The organism is Haloarcula sp. CGMCC 1.6347 (assembly GCF_037078395.1).
Lineage (GTDB): Archaea > Halobacteriota > Halobacteria > Halobacteriales > Haloarculaceae > Haloarcula > Haloarcula amylolytica.
Genome location: NZ_JAYMGX010000002.1, coordinates 408,811 through 425,880 on the forward strand (window position 1 = coordinate 408,811; position 17,070 = coordinate 425,880).

The following is a 17,070-nucleotide window of genomic DNA, read 5'->3' on the forward strand; positions in this document are numbered from 1 at the left end:
GTATTGTACAGATGGTGCGTCGACTCTCCCGAACGCTGGTTCTCGCGCCCGTCGGTGTAGGGGCCCCCACGCCCCACACCACCCCCACCTATCGACGCACGCACCGCTGACAACCACGCCGCAGTCCGATGCGACCCGGGTGTTACACCCACAGTTTGAATATGAGTGACACACAGGACCCACCGCAGGACGAATCGACCGCAGACGAATCAGAAAACGCCCTCGACGGGGAGTACGACCCCCGAGAGGTAGAGCCGGAGTGGCAGGACCAGTGGGTCGCCGACAAGACCTACGCCTACGACGAGGACGCCGACACCCGCTTCACAATCGACACGCCGCCGCCGACGGTGTCGGGGAACCTCCACATGGGCCACCTCTACCAGTTCACGCTGCAGGACTTCGTCGCCCGCTTCCACCGGATGCGCGACGACACGGTGTATTTCCCCTTCGGCTACGACGACAACGGCATCGCCTCGGAGCGGCTCACCGAGCGTGAACTCGACATTCGGCACCAGGATTACCCGCGACGGGAGTTCCAGGAGAAATGCCGCGACGTGTGTACGGAGTTCGAGGACGACTTCACCGAGGACGTGCAGTCGCTGGCCATCTCCATCGACTGGGACAACACCTACAAGACCATCGCGCCGGACGTGCAGCGCGTCTCCCAGCTTTCCTTCCTCGACCTCTACGAGCAGGGACGGGAGTACCGCCAGCGCGCGCCGACTATCTGGTGTCCGGACTGCGAAACGGCCATCTCGCAGGTCGAGCAGGAGGACAAGGACAAGCACACGAAGTTCAACGACATCGCCTTCGACCTCGTCGAGACGGGCGAGGGGCCGGCCGACGACGACGCGACGTTCACAATCTCGACGACGCGACCGGAACTGCTGCCGGCCTGTGTCGCCGTCTTCGTCCACCCCGACGACGACGACAATCAGCACCTTGTCGGCGGCAGTGCGCGGGTCCCCATCTTCGAGCAGGAGGTGCCCATCATCGCCGACGAGCGCGTCGACATGGAGACCGGCAGCGGCATCGTGATGTGCTGTACGTTCGGCGACCAGAACGACATCGAGTGGTACCAGGCCCACGACCTGCCGCTGCGGCTCGCCATCGACGAGTCCGCGACGATGACCGACCTCGCCGGTGAGTACGAGGGGATGCACACCACCGAGGCCCGCGAGGCCATCATCGAGGACCTCGGCGAAGAGGGCTCGCTGCTCGAGAGCCGCGACCACGACCACACCGTGCAGGTCCACGAGCGCTGTGAAGAGGAAGTCGAGTACCTCGTCACCGAGCAGTGGTACATCGAACTGCTCGACAAGAAAGAGGAGTACATCGAGGCCGGCCGCCAGATGGAGTGGTTCCCCGAGAAGATGGCGACCCGCTACGAGCACTGGATCGAAGGGCTCGAATGGGACTGGTGTATCTCCCGCCAGCGCGATTCGGGTATCCCGATTCCGGTGTGGTACTGCGACGACTGCGGCGAGCCCGTGATGGCCGAGCGCGACCAGCTCCCGGTCGACCCGCTGTCTGACGACCCGCCGGTCGAGGCCTGTCCCCACTGCGGCCACGACTCGCTGACGCCCGAGGAGGACGTGTTCGACACATGGGCGACGTCGTCGCTGACCCCGCTCGTGAACGCTGGCTGGGACTGGGACGCCGACAGCGAGGAGTTCACCTGGGACAACCCCGAGCTGTACCCATTCGACCTGCGCCCGCAGGGCCACGACATCATCTCGTTCTGGCTGTTCCACACCGTCGTCAAGTGCTACGAGCACACCGGCGAGGTGCCCTTCGAGAACGTGATGATAAACGGGATGGTGTTAGACGAGAACCGCGAGGCGATGTCCAAGTCCAAGGGCAACGTCATCCCGCCGAGCGAAGTCCTAGAGGAGTTCCCGGTCGACGCCACGCGCTACTGGGCCGCTGGCACTTCCATCGGCGACGACTTCCCGTACAAGGAAGGCGACCTAGAGGCCGGCGAGCGCCTCCTCCAGAAGCTCTGGAACGCCTCGCGGCTGGTCGACCAGCTCACGCCCGCGAGTCAGCCCGACGAGCCCGACGAGCTGGCGGCGGTCGACGAGTGGTTGCTGGCCGAACTGGACGCAACCGTCAAGTCGGTCACGACGAAGTTCGAGGACTACGAGTTCTCGAAGGCCCGGAACGAGCTCCGCTCCTTTTTCTGGAACACGTTCTGTGACGACTACCTCGAAATCGCCAAGCAGCGGTTGTCTGATGGTGAGGACACCTCGACCGAGTTCACGCTACTGCAGGCCCACCGGACCTTCCTGCAACTGTTCGCACCGTTCCTCCCGCACATCACAGAGGAGCTGTGGGAGCGGTGCTATTCGGAAGAAGACTCGATTCACACGACGGACTGGCCGACCGCAGGCGGCTACGACGCCGACCTCGAAGCGGGCGAGACGGCGATGGAAGTCGTCTCCGCGCTCCGGCGGTACAAGACCGAGAACGGCCTGCCGCTGAACGCCGACCTCGACCACGTCGAGGTGTTCGGCCACATCGCCGGCTTCGAGGACGCCGTCGCCGAGGCGATGCACGTCGCCCAACTGGAGACCTACGACGAGGCCCCGGACATCACGACCGAGGTCAGCGGTATCGACCTCGACTACTCCATCGTTGGCCCCGAGTTCGGCAGCGAGGTCGGCTCGATTGACGACGCTATCGAGAGCGGCGACTACGAGATCGACGGCGACACGCTTGTCGTCGCTGGCGGCGACTACGAACTCGACGACGAGATGTTCACCGTCGAGGAGTCCCGGACCTACTCCGGCGAGGGCGAGATGACCGAAACCGAGAGCGCCGTCGTCGTCGTTCGGTAAGCTCGACGCGTTTTTTTCGTATTCGGAATGGCCGCTGGTCCGCACCCATCGCCGCGACCAGTAGCATCAAGACCTGCGGGTCCGGTCATTGGAACCATGCGAACAGAGGAGACGATCCGGGACCGCATCGAGGCGCTGCAGGACGAGTACGACAGGCACGACCCGCCGTCGACCGAGCTAGAAGACGAGGCCGAGGTCGCCATCCTGCGCGCTATCGAGGAACTGGAGTGGGTCCTCGACGAGCGCGAGGCCGAGGACGGGTTCACGACCTGAGACGCCGAAGGAACCGCGAGCGCGAGACACCGGCGGTCATGCCTGCCGTTTTACTTTCTCTACGCGCGTCGCCAGTGCGAGAAACGTCGCCATGAGCGTCAACACAACCGCCCAGCCCGCCGCGAGGTCGTGGGCGAGCACCGTATGGTCGAACCCGCCGGCTGCGACCAGCGGCTCGGCCCGCAGCCAGGTGTGGTGTGGCCCATCGAGAATCGGGACGAAGTAGTCTACCACGTCGTTGAAGCCGTACCAGAACACCGCAACGGCGACGGACACGACGGAAAAGCTCGCGTAGCGGTGGATGAGAAACGCCTCCAGCGCCATCGCCAGGTGGCTCAGAATCAGGAACCAGTAGAGCCACAGCGGAATCCCGCCGGGGCCGTTGAGGACGAGCTGGACGTACGGCGTCCACAGACCGAGCTTGATACAGCCGAAGAAGCCGAGCATGTGGAGCCACTCCGCGTTCCAGTCGAGCCGCCAGGCCACCAGCGAGAGCCCGATGAACATCGTCGCGACGGGCGAGTCCGGAATCAAGGGGTAGGCGGCCAGCGGAGCCGCGCCCAGTTGCCCCTCCACGAGCGGCGGCGCTGTGTTCAGCGGGCGGCCGGCGTAGTACCAGAAGCCGAAGAGCGTCCCGACCAGATTGACGAGGGCGATTGGCCAGGCGAGCCGAAGCCCGACGTTCTCTAACCACGCCGGTAGCGGCGCGACGTACCGCGGGAGCCCTTCGGCATCGGGGAGCCGGCGGCTGAACACCCGCGCGACAGCCGCGTCGATGCGCCCGCCGACACCCTCGTCCGTAGCCATGTCGATGCAGTGGGGAGACGCGATGAAAACGGTAGTGGTCTCAGCCCCGTCCCCTGGAGAATATTGTGGTCGCTGGCGCGATATCGGGGCCTCTGCGCGTGGGTCAAACGCCGTTCTGTCCCTCGAAAGGACACGCGTTAAGTAAATCCAGTCCTAAGTCTGGGTAATGACTGAAGAGACCGACCTCGAGGACCTCCGTCGCGGGACTGACCTCGTCAAGCGCGGCTTCGCGAAGATGCAGAAGGGCGGCGTCATCATGGACGTCGTCAACCGCGAGCAAGCCCGAATCGCCGAAGACGCTGGCGCAGTCGCCGTGATGCACCTGGAGTCGGTGCCGGCCGACATCCGCAAGCGGGGCGGTGTCGCCCGGATGGCGGACCCCGGCAAGCTCGAAGAGATCATCGAGGAAGTGTCGATTCCGGTGATGGGCAAGGCCCGTATCGGCCACACCGCCGAGGCCCAGATTCTGGAAGCGGCTGGCGCGGACATGGTCGACGAGTCGGAAGTGCTGACACAGGCCGACGACCGCTACCACATCGACAAGCGGGAGTTCACCGCGCCGTTCGTCTGCGGGGCGCGGAACCTCGCCGAGGCGCTGCGCCGCATCGACGAGGGTGCAGCGATGATCCGCACGAAGGGTGAGGCAGGGACTGGCGACGTGAACCAGGCCGTGACTCACCAGCGCAACATCCAGCGCTCCATCGGGATGCTTGAGGGGATGGCCCACGAGGAGCGCGACGAGTGGGCCCGCGAACACGGCGCGCCCCGGCGACTCGTCCACGAGACGGCGGACCGCGGCCGACTTCCGGTTGTCAACTTCGCGGCCGGCGGTATCGCGACGCCTGCCGACGCCGCACTGATGATGCAACACGGCTGTGACGGCATCTTCGTCGGCTCGGGCATCTTCGGCGCGGAGAACCCACAGGCGATGGGCGAGTCCATCGTCGCGGCGGTCAACAACTACGACGACCCCGAACAGCTCAAGGAGATCGCGAAGAACCCCGGCAAGGGGATGAAGGGACAGGCGAACGCGGACCTAGACGAGGAAGAGCAGTTGCAGGGCCGCGGCGTCTAACGGCGCGACCAGTCGGTTTCCCTCCGGTGTCAGACAGCTTACAGACGGCCGCACAAAGACGAAGACACAAGTTCCTACGGCGGCGATAGGTGGCTGTGCAGGGGACGGCCACGCCGACGCCAGCGGCCAACGACACCGGTGAAGGCCTTTTGGAACTCTTTACCGTGTTACAGCGGTCGCTGGACCAGTTGGTCGCGACGCAGGGGCGACTCGTCGCGACGCTCATCCTCCTGGTCGTCCTGCTTTTCAGCGTCGTCGTCGTTCCCGCAGCCCTCTCCCGGCTTCGGTCTGTCACGTCGGACCGAACCGGCGACTGGCTGCAGGTCATGGCCGACTATACGCCGACGACCATCCGGGGCGTGTTTCTCCGGATCGCTCAGTTCTCGATGGTCGTCCTCGTCGTCGTCTCGTTTCTCATCGTCTGGGGAGTCCTCGATGTAGTCCAGACAGTGGGTCCGTACCTCGACGGGAGCGATCAGTCAGTACTGGCGACGATACAGACGGTCGTCCTCGTCATGCTGGCCTTTGTCCTGTCCGATCAGATGCAGCGGTGGATCGGCCGGTTCAGCCAGGCCGTTACCGGCTTCACCGAACACCAGGAAGAGATCCTGCTCCGACTGGGGCAGGTCACTGTGTTCGTCACCATCGGTGCGACGATCTTCGCCGTCTGGGGCATCGACCTCAGCGGCCTGCTCGTCGGGGCCGGCTTCCTCGGTATCGTGGTCGGTCTGGCCGCCAGACAGACGCTCGGGTCGCTCATCGCCGGCTTCGTCCTGATGTTCTCCCGCCCGTTCACCATCGGCGACTGGGTGCTCGTCGGCGACCAGGAAGGGATCGTGACCGATATCACCATCTTCAACACGCGGCTAGAGAACTTCGACGGCGAGTTCGTCATCATTCCGAACGACCGCGTGAGCGACCGCGCAGTGACGAATCGTAGCCGCAAGGGGCTGTTGCGGCTCACGGTCGACATCGGTGTGGACTACGACACCGACGTTGACCGGGCGATGGACCTCGCTCGCGAGGCGATGGCCGACATCGAACACGTCGTCGATTCGCCGACGCCGGATGTTGTCCCGAAAGATTTCGGGGACTCCGCTGTGGTGATGGAACTCCGGTTCTGGATCGATCATCCGACGCCACCGCGAAAGTGGCGCGCCATCTCGGCGGTCGTCCGAGGTGTGAAAGCCACCTTCGACGACGAGGACATCACGATCCCGTTCCCCCAGCGGACCCTCTCGAACCGCGTGGACGCGGCGGACGAGGAGTCGCTGGAAGGCGGCGTGGAGATGCGTCCGGACGGCGACGGCTGACCTACAGGTCGAGACCGTCGAGAAGGAGCCCCAGTCCGAGAACCCAGCATCCCAGTGCGGTCCCGAGCGTGCTGACGTAGAACAGCCAGGACAGCCCCTGCTCTGTTGTCAGCGGCCCGCTCATCGCGGCAGTCGCGGCATCGCTCGCAGCCGAGAGCGACCCAGAGGTCAGAACCATACCGGCGAATGTGCCGACGGCGACCGGTAGCGCCACGGCGATCAGCACCAGACCGACACGTTCGGCTCGCGCGGCGACTGCAGCCGGGTCGAGGGGTCCGCTGTAGGTCGCGGCCGGCTGTCCCTGTGCCATGCTATTTCATAACATGTTCGAATGATATAAAAGTGCGCTCCTCGACGGAGACCGTGACACATATTCGGAGTGCGCAGCCGATCCGGTAATCACACAGAACAGTCGTCTCAGGCGCTAAAACCAGTACTTGCCGTTCGCCCTGGGTGGTAGACACGCCGCGGCGGAGCGGCCGCCGGTCGAAACTACTATCCCCAACGGGACGAACGGAGTGATATGAGCACTCCGCCGGGGGAGTATTACACCGAAGAACGCTGGCAGAACTGGCTAGACCGCATCGAGGAAGAAGAAGTCGACCCTGAAGACGAGGATTCGGCACGGCTCCTGTTGAACCTTCAGGACGACGCCGCGATCGCGGTCGCGAAGATTCTCACGGACTACGAGGACGGGCCGCTCGACGAAGAGGCGACCATCGACGAGCTTACCGGCGTCCGAGAGATTGTTCTCGACGACATCGACATCGACGACGAGGAGACCGTGATGCTGATCGACGGCGTCCAGACCTCGCTTTTGTGCGTGTTCTACGCGGCCGAGGAGTTCGTTGCTGAAGGGGCCGCGGACGACGCGACCATCACCGACTACATCGAGGCCGCCGCAGACGCGGAAGCGGAGGAGGACCTCGATGCGGCGCTCGGGTACTGTGTACAGGCCGGCACGCAGATCATCGGCGGGTCGGAGCTCCCGATGGAGGTCGCCGAAGACCTCGAATACGGGCTCGTCTCCGAGTGGGTCAACGGACTCGACAGTCTACAGACCGCGATGAGCGATCCGGAAGTCGTCGAAGAAGACGAGAGTTGATAATTCGGCAGTCAGGTTTTTATCGCCGTCTCCGCAACTCATCGGCATGACTTTCACGGGCGATGAGCGCGCGCAGTCAGTACAGGTCGGAGCTGTACTGCTGTTCGGCGTGCTGATCATCGCCTTCTCCTCGTACCAGGCGTTTGCCGTACCGGAGCAAAACCGGGAGGTGGAGTTCAACCACAATCAGCAGGTCCAGACACAGCTACAGGACCTGCGAAACGCCATCGTCTCCGTTCCGGGACAGCCGAGCCAGCAAGCCGTCTCAGTCCAGTTGGGAACCCGATACCCGAGTCGGCTGGTGGCGACGAATCCCGGGCCGCCGTCGGGGTTGCTATACACGGACGGAACGACCAACGAGTCGCAGAATCTCACGGTTCGTAACGCCGAGGCGATTAACCCCGAGACGGCAGATTACTGGGACGGAACCGCACCGCGGCACTACAACACGGGGGCCATCGCCTACAAGCCGGAGTACAACGTCTACGGGGAGGCCCCGGAGACCGTGTACGAGCACTCGGTCGTCTACAACCAGTTCCGCGAGGGGAACATCACGCTCTCGGAACAGGCGATGGTCGATGGGCGCGACATCACGCTCGTCGCACTCAACGGGTCGATGAGCCGCTCGGCGAGCGATTCGGTTACGGTCGACGTGCGGCCGACATCGCAGTCGTCCCGAACGGTTCGCGTCACGAACGCGACAGAGACGTCGAACGTGTCGGTCTCGTTTCTCTCCCGGCTCCCGGCGGAGGAGTGGAGAGTGCTTCTCGAAGACGAAATCGACCCGAATCCGGGTAACAAAAGCAACGACCGGTACATCGCAAACGTCATCGAAGCCGAGGGGCCAGGCTCGCTCTACAACGTCACAGTCGTCTTCGAGCGGGGAGCCACATATCGCCTGAAGATGGCGAAAGCGGGCGTCGGCACTCGTGTTGCCTCTGAAAGTGACGCGTACCTCACCACTGTCGGCAGTGAGAACGTTACTGTCGCAAAGGGCGACGACGAAGAGATTGTGCTGGAGGTTCGGGACGCGTACAACAACCCCGTAAGCGATGTCGAAGTGAACGGCTCAGTCGATGGGAGTAACACGGGGTCGCTTACCACGGACACAGAGTCATCCGACAGCGACGGTCGCGTCAGGTTCGTCTACGAGACAAGCCAGTCGACGGCAACTGGAACAGCCACCGTCCAGTTCAGCCTCGACGAGATCAACGGTTCGTTCGACGGCGAGTCTCCTGAAGACGTCTCAGTGCCGGTGACGGTGACGGAAGCGAATCCAGGATCCGGGGGCGGGTCCGGCAACAACGGGCTCATCTACAACGAGGACGCTGTTGCCCTCGACAGCAACGGGGACGTTGATGGAGGCGTCCAGTTTACGGTCACCAATGAATTAGGCGAGACCATCACAATAACGAAAGTGGCAATCGACCCAGTCAACGACGACATAATTCGCCTCAGCGATAGCTTTAGCAACGACCGTGAGCCGGCACCGCAAGAAAACGAGCTATACATCGAGGCAAACACTGACGGGTACACTGATTTCGGTGGTGGGACAGACGTCCCACGAACCGTTGACGTCGACGATGATGGCAGCCTGAACGGTCCGAACCCGGTTCTGTCTGATACATCAGTTGCGACGTTCCATCTGTTCGAGTTCCGCGAAGAGACTTTCTTTGGCTCTTCTGAGGTGGACATGAGCGGCGAGAGCGTCACGATAACCGTGACCTACGAGCGGTCGAGTGGCGGGACCGACTCGAAGATGTTCACGGTCACTCCCGGAGGCGCGAACACGAACGAGCAACCGAACGCCGACTTCACGATAACCTCTGACGGGTCGGAATCGAACGGCAAGTGGGACTTCGACGCCAGCCCGTCCAGCGATCCGCAAGGCGACATCGTGACCTACGAATGGGATTTCGACGAAGACGGTATCTTCGAGACGACCGGCCAGACAGTAGAAAAGAAAAGAGTGGACTCCGGCACAGTGGTCGCACTCCGCGTCGTTGACTCGGAAGGGAATGCCGACACTGTCCGCAAAGAGGTCCCGTAACGGCCTTTCTCACCGGCCCTCAGCAGAGATTCACGGTAATGTAGACGACGCCGTCGGCGGTCGCCGCACCGACACCGATGTGGTTCGCGTTCGCCACGTACAACGTGTCACGGGGGCCAGAGAGGTCGAACCAGTGGTCGGCGACGGCGTTCGCCGTCCGGGTCGCGTTCGCCCCGTTCGGGTCGATGCTCGTGACCAGTTCGAGGTCGGTCACCGGGCGGATGTACGCGTTTCCTTCGTGGCGGAGGTGACACTGCTCGGACAGTCCGGCGGCCGCGTACCGGTCCGTCGTGTCTGACCCGTTCGCGATCGGCGAGGCCGACCCCTGCGCGGCCATTCGTTCGCTGTGGTTACCGGCCATGGCTGACAGCTTCTGTCCGGTTTTGGTCTCATCCGAGAGCGAGCCGTCGAAGGCGTCGTTGGCAACCGGGTTGCCGCGTCGGTCGTTGATCGCCGCCACAAGTCGGTCTTCGAGACGGGCCGTATCGATAGCCGTCCCCGAATCAGCTGGCGTGGTCTGTGCCGCGTCCGTGGTCGCGGTCGGTTCTGCGGACTGCGTCACTCCGGCCGCAGTCGCCTCGGTACTTGGCGTCACCGGTGACGCACTTTCTGCACTGGGCGTCGCTGCCGGCGACGCATCCGTGGATTCCGCCGGCGCTGACTCGGTCGCGTCTGCACCAAGCGTCCCTTCGACTGCTACTCCTGCGAGTCCCGAGACACTGAGTGCCGCCAGAACAATTAATCCGAATGTGATGACCGATCTGTTCATGTGAAACGTTCCTGTCCTGTTCCGAGAGATGATAGGTGGGATACAGTTCTCCCGGGACTGGTTCGAACGGCGTAGATTCGGCTCTCTCTCCACAAATATGTTTGGACAGAATCGGCGTTCCGATTACCAGCGACGAAAACCCGCCCGTAAACATCTTTACTGTGGCTGCGTGTGCTGAGGTATGGGTGACCTGTCGCGGCGCGGCTTCGGGGCCTCGGTGCTCGCCGCGCTCTCCGCCGGCTGTCTCGGGAATCGACCGACACAGGAGTCCGAGACGACACCAGTCCCGGAACCGACAGCGTCACAGCGTGCTGCTACAACTGACCACGCCGGGGCTGCCTCGACGCCAGCGGCAGAGGGTGCTGCGGCTTCAGCGGACACCCCGACAGCACAGCGCGCTGATGCGGCGCAAGCGAACAACTCTACGGAGACGTCGGCACGTCTCCAGGTCGAGACCGAGACACCGACGCCGACACCCGAGCCGGACCACCGGTCGGTCGATACGACGTTCCGACTGGAGGAAAACGAGTACGAGGATTTCACAGTTGACGCGACTGGCCAGACAACGCTCACCTACGATCTCATTGTTCGACGGGGGCCGGCCGTAGATGTCCTCCTGTTCACCGAAGAGGAGTATCGAGCGTTCCAGAGCCGCTACCGGGCCCGATACGCCGGTGAGGTGTCGCGGTTCCACGAGACGAACATCCGCGACAAGCGGATTACCATCTCGCCGGGGACGTATCGGCTCGTAGTCAACAACACCGACTGGTCGCGTGCCGTTCCGTCACCGGATGAGCCGTACGACGTTCTCGAAGGCGAATGCATGGTCGATTTCTCTTTTAGTACGGAACCGGCGACCAGCGAGTAACTGTCCCACAGAGAGTTCGCGGCCCATCGGCGCAATACTAGTCAACCGTCGAAAAGACAGTCGACAAGCCCATATACATCCACGCTGACGCTATACTCATGACTGCAGTCGGTATCGACGCCATGGAGATCTGGACCGGGAAGCTCAAACTCGACCTCGCAGAGACGTTCGCGCCGGCTCAAGGAGACGACCCGGGGAAGTACACGAAGGGGCTCGGCCTGCGCGCGTCGTCGTTCCCGGACGTGTACGAGGATATCGTCACGATGGGGGCAAACGCGGCCCATCGCCTGATGGAGCGCAAGGGGCTGACGCCCGAGGATATCGGCCGCATCGATGTGGCGACCGAGAGCGCCTTCGACAACTCGAAGCCCGTCTCGACGTACATCGCGGGCTGTCTCGAACAGGTGTACGACGAGAACTTCCACCACGCCAACAAGGGCGAGCGGAAGTTCGCCTGTATCTCCGGGACACAGAGCCTCGACGACGCCTACAACTGGATCCGCGCCGGCCGCAACCGCGGTCGGGCGGCGCTCGTCATCGCAACTGACACCGCCCTGTACGCCCGCGACGACCCCGGCGAGGCCACGCAGGGGGCCGGCGCGGTGGCGATGCTCGTCGACGAAGACCCGAATCTGGTCGAACTCTCGACCGAACAGGGCTACGGCAGCGCCGACGAAACTGACTTCCTCAAGCCCAACCAGCAGTTCCCGTCCGTCGACGGCAAGCGCTCGGTGAACGTCTACCTCGCCCGTATGCGCGAGGCGCTGGAGGACTTCGCGGAGGTGGCCGGCGACATCCACCCGGGCGACTACGAGATGATTCCGTTCCACACGCCGTTCCCGGGGATGGTCCGGAAGGCCGCGGCACTCGGCTACCGGCACATCATCCGCGGCACCGACGTGGGTGACCTGATGGCCGAGGAAATCGGTCACCAGCCCATGCGCGCGGACTTCGAGACCGACGACGAGTTCCACGCCGCTATCAAGGAGTACACCGACGCACTCACCGAAACCGAGCGCTATCAAGACTGGTACGCTAACACCATCGAGCCGACGCTTGCGATCTCCCGCGAGGTCGGGAACTGGTACACTGGCTCCGTCCACATCGCCCGCGCCGCCGGCCTGAAACACGCTCGCGAGAGCGGACTGGATCTGGACGAGGCCCGTTTGTTAGTTGCCTCCTACGGGTCCGGCGCACAGGCGGAAGTCCACGCTGAGACCATCGTCCCCGGGTGGGAGGAGGAGATCGGCGCGCTCAACATCGACGAGCAGATACGGAACCGCTACGACCTCTCCTTCGCCGAGTACGAACAGGTCCACGACGTCCACAACCACGAGACTGAGACCGATGTCGAGGAGTTCACCGCGCCCGAAGACGAGTTCGCCTTCGACGGCTGGGGCCGGATGGGTGAGCGGAAATATCGGTACGTGGAGTAGCGAGAGGCACGACCGGAGGGAGTGGCTCTCGTACACGACGAGCGGCGTAGCCGCGAGAGTAGGCGAGGTTCGGAGCGAGCAGCGCGAGCGAGAACCTCGAAATGCGAACGGGGAACGGAGTGACCCGTGAGCAGCGAGGGGCACGACCGAAGGGAGTGGCCCTCGAATCGGAACGGCGACCGCAGGGAGCCGTGGAGAATAGCGAGGGGTATCCCATCTATTGTCGTGGATACGTGGAATTCTATTTGTACTGCACTGGACAGTATACACTACCCGACTACGGCTTATCGTTGTTGAGGCCGCTAATACTGTCATCGAGAGATACAGAGAGGGTTCCCCCACTGTTGTAGTATTGAAGCGCAAGCATCGTCCCGACGAATGAGGCAGCAACAAGAAGTCCAAAGCCGGCGAACGCCCAGAGGATAAGATAGCCCAATTGCACCATGCGTGGACATGACACCTCGGTATCAAAGTAGTTCTCCCTAGAAACTCTGCAGTCCGACGGAGCAGTTGTGTCACGCTGTCCGGTGAACAAAGAGATCGCAGTCACGACAACAGTCGTTTTCCAGAGAGTACGTCGACGGGCGCGAAACAGCACGGCCGGAACCGGCGCGCTCAGGGAAGACTCCGCAGCCCGCCAAGCAGGTCCTCCAGATCGATATCGGTGATCGCAAGGGAGAAGTCGTCGATGCGGGCGAGGTCCTGTGCGTGCTCCCAGACCGCCTCGTCGTCAAGCCCATGGAGGATAACCGCGTTCGGCGTCGGTGAGACGACACGGAGCGCGACCAGCGGGGATTCGCCGCGGGTCACGTTCGTGAACACGAGGGCGCGGTTCGTCGACTGCCCGTATAGCTGGTAAAACTCGTCCGAGGAGAGGCGCGTGATGGCGGCGATGGAGTTGATGACGGTGTGGCCCGCGACGGTGTCCTGACTGCCCCGGAACAGTTCTTCGGCGTCGATAGCGTCGTAGACGCGCTCGACGCCGACGTTGGCGGAGTACTCGCGGAGGTCGTGTACCACGTCGCTGTCGAACCCGGCCGAGAGCACGCGGGCGTGCTGGCGGATGTGGTCGCCGCCGCGATTCTCGTCGATATCGAGCAGTGCGACGACGAGTCGCCTGACCACGCCGATACCGGGGTTGTCACGCCGCCCGCTCTCGTAGTCCGAGACCACGGACGGAGAGACGTCGAGTTCGTCGGCGAGTTCGGTCTGTGCGACGTCGAAGTCAGTGCGCCACTTCCGCAGGGTCGCCCCTGGGTCGTCGCTCAGTGCCACCTCACCCGCCATTTTCTCCGCGAGGTCGTCGCGTGCGCCCCCTGCCATTAGTTCACACGCTGGAGGGTCGCGAATAAAAGGGTATCGGAACCACGGGCGATTACCGGCGGGCGGTCAGTTCGACCGCAGCGAGGACGCCGTTCGTGGGAGCGTGAACGACGCGCACGTCGATGCTGTCGCCCGGGTCGACAGTGCCGCCGCCGGCGTTCAACTGAAAGGTGATTGCCCGGCCCGCTGACCACCGCTTGCCGCCATTGGCGATGACACCGCCGACACAGTAGTCGTAGACGATGTTGTCGGGGTCGTCGGTGTTGCTCGCTGACAGCGCCGTTCCGGAAACTGGCAGGTCGACGATGCGGGCGTCGGTGTCAGAGAGTTCGACAGCGATTGCCAGTTCGTCGGCCGGGACCGGATCGCCGCCGGCGTGTCGGATCGCTACTGTGTTCCCGCCGCATCTCCCCGACGGGCCAGGCACGAAGTTTCCGGTCGAGCGGGCGACGGTGGGCGTCCGCTGGTCCAGGTCGGCAGTCGCAGTGAGTGCGAACCCACCGACTGTCGCGGCTAAGAGGACGGTGACCGAGAGCACGAGAACGACGCCGATGACGGGACTGACACCGCGACAGCCACGATAGAAGGTCTGTACTGCCACTGGTGTCACGCTCTATGTGCTGCCTTCCGACAAAAACCTCAGCAGTGGACCGACACCGCTCCGCAATCCCTAAACGCCGGTCGCGCCAATCACGACCCAATGGATTGGACGGAGAAGTACCGCCCGACGACACTGTCGGAGGTGCGGGGCAACGATAAGGCCCGCGACGCACTCAAGAAGTGGGCGGACACGTGGGACGACCACCGCGAGGCGGTCATCATCCACGGGTCCCCGGGCATCGGGAAGACCTCGGCCGCCCACGCGCTGGCAAACGACATGGGGTGGCCGACCATCGAACTCAACGCCAGCGACTCCCGAACCAAGGACGTTATCAATCGGGTGGCCGGCGAAGCCGCCAAATCCGGCACGCTGACCGCCGGCGGTGGCGGCCGGCGACTCGTCATCATGGACGAGGCGGACAACATCCACGGCAACGCCGACCGCGGCGGCGCGCGGGCCATCACCGCGCTGGTGAAAGAGGCCAGCCAGCCGATGATCCTCATCGCCAACGAGTACTACGAGATGTCGAACGGCCTGCGGAACAACTGCCAGGACATCGAGTTCCGGGACGTCTCGCCCCGCTCTATCGTCCCCGTCCTCCGTGACCTCTGTCGCCAAGAGGGCGTCGAGTACGAGAGTGAGGCGCTGCAGGAACTCGCCGAGCAGAACAGCGGCGACCTACGGGGCGCGGTCAAGGACCTCCAGGCCATCGCCGAGACGACGGAGCGCCTGACCGCCGACGACGTGGTGACCGGCGAGCGCGACACGACCGAGGGCATCTTCGAGTACCTCGACGTGGTGCTCAAGGAGGCCGGCGCGCAGGAGGCTCTGGAGGCCAGTTACGACGTGGACGAGACGCCGGACGACCTCATCAACTGGATCGAGGACAACATGCCCAAGGACTACGAGGGGGCCGAACTGACCCGGGCCTACGAGTTCCTCTCGAACGCCGACCAGTGGCTCGGCCGCGTCCGCGAGACACAGAACTACTCCTTCTGGCGCTACGCCGGCGACAACATGACCGCGGGCGTCGCCGCGGCCCGGGACGGAACGAAGGGCGGCTGGACCCGCTACGGCCCGCCGAGCTACTGGTCGAAACTGGGCCGGTCGAAAGGGACCCGAAACACGCGAGACTACGTCGCCCAGCAGATAGCCGCTATCGACGGCGTCTCGATGCGGACCGCCCGTCGGGAGGTCATGCCGTTCCTCTCGACGATGACCCACCACTGTCGGAACCGCGAGCTAACGGTGGCGATGGCGGCGACCTACGATATGGAGGCCGAGCACGTCTCCTTCGTCACCGGATCGGGCAAGGACACGAACAAGGTGCAAGACATCGTCGCCGACGCCGAGGCGCTCAAGGAGGAAGCCGCCGTCGAACACTCCGGCGGGGTTTTCGAGGGGGCGAGTGCGGACGGCGGTGACGGAGCGGGTGAGGCGGATGGCGACGAAACCGCCGACGCCGACGAGGAGAACGGCGACCAGCAAGTAACGCTTGCGGCCGACGACGAAGCAGGGTCCGATGACACCGGAGCAAGCGATGCGGCTGACAGCGACGATACCGAATCCGCGAGCGAGGCGGCCGAAGACGACGACCAGCAGTCCGGCCTCTCTGACTTTATGTAGTCACCGCCCGGTCGTGCCGAGACCGGGAATCGCGACACGGTCTTCGACGTACTCCATCAGGAGCGACGCCGAGATGACCAGCGCCAGGTACAGCAGGCCGGCGAGGACGAACAGCTCCGTGTACCGGTAGGTCTCGCTCGCGATAGAGTCGGTTCGCTGGAACAGTTCGCGGACGGTGATGAAACTCGCCAGCGAGGAGTACTTGATGAGGTACACCAGCTCGTTCGACCAGCCCGGAATCGCGTAGCGAAGGCCCTGGGGCAGGACGACGTGCCGGATTCCATCGACCTTCGAGAGGCCGATCGAACGAGCGGCGGTGAGCTGACCCTCCGGGACGGAGTTCAGCGCCGAGCGGATGTACTCAGACTGGTAGGCCGCGCTGTTGAGGGTGAACGCGATGACGGCCACCCAGAACGCCTGGGCGGGGATGAATCCGGTCCCAACGGTAGGCAGTTCACGGATGATCGTCGTCAGCGGCGTCGCGAAGTAGAGGACGAACAGCTGAGCGAGCAACGGCGTCCCGCGGAACAGTTCGGTGTACCCCAGCGCGACCGAGCGGGTGGCGCCCCCACCGTACACCCGGGCGACGCTGAGCGGGACGGCGATGACGAACCCGAGGGCGATACCCAGCAGCGTCAGCAGTATCGTCGCCCACACGCCGGTCGCCAGCGGTGGCAGGTAGGGAATCGACGCCGCCAGGAACTCGAAGAAGCCGGCGACCCAGCCGACGGGAAACCCGACCGGCCCGAGACTCGCCGCGAGACCGCCGAGCGTCGACGCGGCCGACTCGAACGGTGCAGTCGGGAAAAACGACGTGTTGCGCTCGATGAGCGCGCCGTCCAGCAGGAAGTCGTTCGTCCAGCGCACGACGAGCCACGTCCAGAAAGCCCCGACAGTCAGCAGCGTCAGCGGCTGGTCGGTCAGTCCGGCGGCACGGGCGCGGATCGTTCGGCCGGTCGTCGTGGACTCCGGCGTCCCCATCGG

The 17,070-nt window shown here is 63.9% G+C and carries 15 protein-coding genes; 9 read left to right on the forward strand and 6 right to left on the reverse strand.

The window, feature by feature from the left end; translation table 11 throughout:
* The first annotated feature begins 161 nt into the window (after positions 1 to 161).
* Positions 162 to 2,840: a valine--tRNA ligase gene (locus VI340_RS10540; protein ID WP_336358314.1), complete on the forward strand. Its 2,679-nt coding sequence runs from the start codon at positions 162 to 164 to the stop codon at positions 2,838 to 2,840.
* Positions 2,841 to 2,936: 96 nt separating this feature from the next.
* Positions 2,937 to 3,113, forward strand: coding sequence for a hypothetical protein (locus tag VI340_RS10545; RefSeq protein WP_008312626.1), 177 nt, complete (start codon positions 2,937 to 2,939; stop codon positions 3,111 to 3,113).
* Positions 3,114 to 3,149: 36 nt separating this feature from the next.
* Here VI340_RS10545 and VI340_RS10550 read toward each other — a convergent pair whose 3' ends face one another.
* The gene (locus VI340_RS10550; RefSeq protein ID WP_129755447.1) at positions 3,150 to 3,920 is read right to left on the reverse strand and encodes a DUF1405 domain-containing protein; all 771 of its coding nucleotides are present in this window, start codon (positions 3,918 to 3,920) and stop codon (positions 3,150 to 3,152) included.
* Between the two features lie 166 nt (positions 3,921 to 4,086).
* Here VI340_RS10550 and pdxS point away from each other — a divergent pair, with 166 nt between their 5' ends.
* Together pdxS and VI340_RS10560 are read left to right on the forward strand one after the other, a co-directional pair.
* On the forward strand, positions 4,087 to 4,995 hold the full coding sequence (pdxS, locus tag VI340_RS10555) for a pyridoxal 5'-phosphate synthase lyase subunit PdxS (protein ID WP_050036890.1): 909 nt from the start codon (positions 4,087 to 4,089) through the stop codon (positions 4,993 to 4,995).
* An 89-nt stretch (positions 4,996 to 5,084) separates the two neighbouring features.
* Positions 5,085 to 6,308 (forward strand): mechanosensitive ion channel family protein, encoded by a 1,224-nt coding sequence (locus VI340_RS10560; RefSeq protein ID WP_008312620.1) that lies wholly within the window; start codon positions 5,085 to 5,087, stop codon positions 6,306 to 6,308.
* 1 nt (position 6,309) lies between these two features.
* Here the strand turns inward: VI340_RS10560 and VI340_RS10565 are convergent, their stop codons facing one another.
* The gene (locus VI340_RS10565; protein WP_008312618.1) at positions 6,310 to 6,618 is read right to left on the reverse strand and encodes a hypothetical protein; all 309 of its coding nucleotides are present in this window, start codon (positions 6,616 to 6,618) and stop codon (positions 6,310 to 6,312) included.
* Between the two features lie 213 nt (positions 6,619 to 6,831).
* Between VI340_RS10565 and VI340_RS10570 the strand changes: the two genes are divergently transcribed.
* Positions 6,832 to 7,413, forward strand: a complete 582-nt coding sequence (locus VI340_RS10570) for a DUF2150 family protein (protein ID WP_008312616.1) — start codon at positions 6,832 to 6,834, stop codon at positions 7,411 to 7,413.
* 46 nt (positions 7,414 to 7,459) lie between these two features.
* On the forward strand, positions 7,460 to 9,463 hold the full coding sequence (locus VI340_RS10575) for a PKD domain-containing protein (RefSeq protein ID WP_336358315.1): 2,004 nt from the start codon (positions 7,460 to 7,462) through the stop codon (positions 9,461 to 9,463).
* Positions 9,464 to 9,482: 19 nt separating this feature from the next.
* On the opposite strand, the gene VI340_RS10580 is transcribed toward VI340_RS10575, so the two are convergent.
* On the reverse strand, positions 9,483 to 10,232 hold the full coding sequence (locus VI340_RS10580) for a CAP domain-containing protein (RefSeq protein ID WP_336329092.1): 750 nt from the start codon (positions 10,230 to 10,232) through the stop codon (positions 9,483 to 9,485).
* Positions 10,233 to 10,413: 181 nt separating this feature from the next.
* On the opposite strand from VI340_RS10580, the gene VI340_RS10585 reads away from it, so the two are divergent.
* Both VI340_RS10585 and hmgB read left to right on the forward strand, forming a co-directional pair.
* Positions 10,414 to 11,100: a hypothetical protein gene (locus VI340_RS10585; protein WP_008312610.1), complete on the forward strand. Its 687-nt coding sequence runs from the start codon at positions 10,414 to 10,416 to the stop codon at positions 11,098 to 11,100.
* Between the two features lie 98 nt (positions 11,101 to 11,198).
* A complete protein-coding gene (hmgB, locus tag VI340_RS10590; RefSeq protein WP_008312608.1) occupies positions 11,199 to 12,536 on the forward strand; it encodes a hydroxymethylglutaryl-CoA synthase in 1,338 nt (445 codons plus the stop codon).
* Between the two features lie 615 nt (positions 12,537 to 13,151).
* Here hmgB and VI340_RS10595 read toward each other — a convergent pair.
* Positions 13,152 to 13,859 carry a helix-turn-helix domain-containing protein gene (locus VI340_RS10595; protein ID WP_008312606.1) on the reverse strand — a complete coding sequence of 236 codons (708 nt, stop codon included), beginning with the start codon at positions 13,857 to 13,859 and terminating at the stop codon, positions 13,152 to 13,154.
* Positions 13,860 to 13,911: 52 nt separating this feature from the next.
* Entirely contained in the window at positions 13,912 to 14,460 is a 549-nt protein-coding gene (locus VI340_RS10600) for a type IV pilin N-terminal domain-containing protein (protein WP_336358316.1), read from the reverse strand.
* A gap of 99 nt (positions 14,461 to 14,559) precedes the next feature.
* Between VI340_RS10600 and VI340_RS10605 the strand changes: the two genes are divergently transcribed.
* Complete coding sequence (locus VI340_RS10605) at positions 14,560 to 16,086, forward strand: replication factor C large subunit (protein ID WP_008312580.1); 1,527 nt, start codon at positions 14,560 to 14,562, stop codon at positions 16,084 to 16,086.
* Here the strand turns inward: VI340_RS10605 and VI340_RS10610 are convergent, their stop codons facing one another.
* Positions 16,087 to 17,067, reverse strand: a complete 981-nt coding sequence (locus tag VI340_RS10610) for an amino acid ABC transporter permease (RefSeq protein WP_008312578.1) — start codon at positions 17,065 to 17,067, stop codon at positions 16,087 to 16,089.
* Positions 17,068 to 17,070: the final 3 nt, after the last annotated feature.

Bases quoted from the DNA above. Each gene is read 5' to 3' on its own strand.
- VI340_RS10610 (WP_008312578.1), bottom strand. From the start codon at position 17,067: ATGGGGACGCCGGAGTCCACGACGACCGGCCGAACGATCCGCGCCCGT.
- VI340_RS10585 (WP_008312610.1), top strand. From the start codon at position 10,414: ATGGGTGACCTGTCGCGGCGCGGCTTCGGGGCCTCGGTGCTCGCCGCG.
- VI340_RS10565 (WP_008312618.1), bottom strand. From the start codon at position 6,618: ATGGCACAGGGACAGCCGGCCGCGACCTACAGCGGACCCCTCGACCCG.
- VI340_RS10540 (WP_336358314.1), top strand. From the start codon at position 162: ATGAGTGACACACAGGACCCACCGCAGGACGAATCGACCGCAGACGAA.
- VI340_RS10570 (WP_008312616.1), top strand. From the start codon at position 6,832: ATGAGCACTCCGCCGGGGGAGTATTACACCGAAGAACGCTGGCAGAAC.
- VI340_RS10575 (WP_336358315.1), top strand. From the start codon at position 7,460: ATGACTTTCACGGGCGATGAGCGCGCGCAGTCAGTACAGGTCGGAGCT.
- hmgB (WP_008312608.1), top strand. From the start codon at position 11,199: ATGACTGCAGTCGGTATCGACGCCATGGAGATCTGGACCGGGAAGCTC.
- VI340_RS10595 (WP_008312606.1), bottom strand. From the start codon at position 13,859: ATGGCAGGGGGCGCACGCGACGACCTCGCGGAGAAAATGGCGGGTGAG.
- VI340_RS10580 (WP_336329092.1), bottom strand. From the start codon at position 10,232: ATGAACAGATCGGTCATCACATTCGGATTAATTGTTCTGGCGGCACTC.
- VI340_RS10605 (WP_008312580.1), top strand. From the start codon at position 14,560: ATGGATTGGACGGAGAAGTACCGCCCGACGACACTGTCGGAGGTGCGG.
- VI340_RS10545 (WP_008312626.1), top strand. From the start codon at position 2,937: ATGCGAACAGAGGAGACGATCCGGGACCGCATCGAGGCGCTGCAGGAC.
- VI340_RS10550 (WP_129755447.1), bottom strand. From the start codon at position 3,920: ATGGCTACGGACGAGGGTGTCGGCGGGCGCATCGACGCGGCTGTCGCG.
- pdxS (WP_050036890.1), top strand. From the start codon at position 4,087: ATGACTGAAGAGACCGACCTCGAGGACCTCCGTCGCGGGACTGACCTC.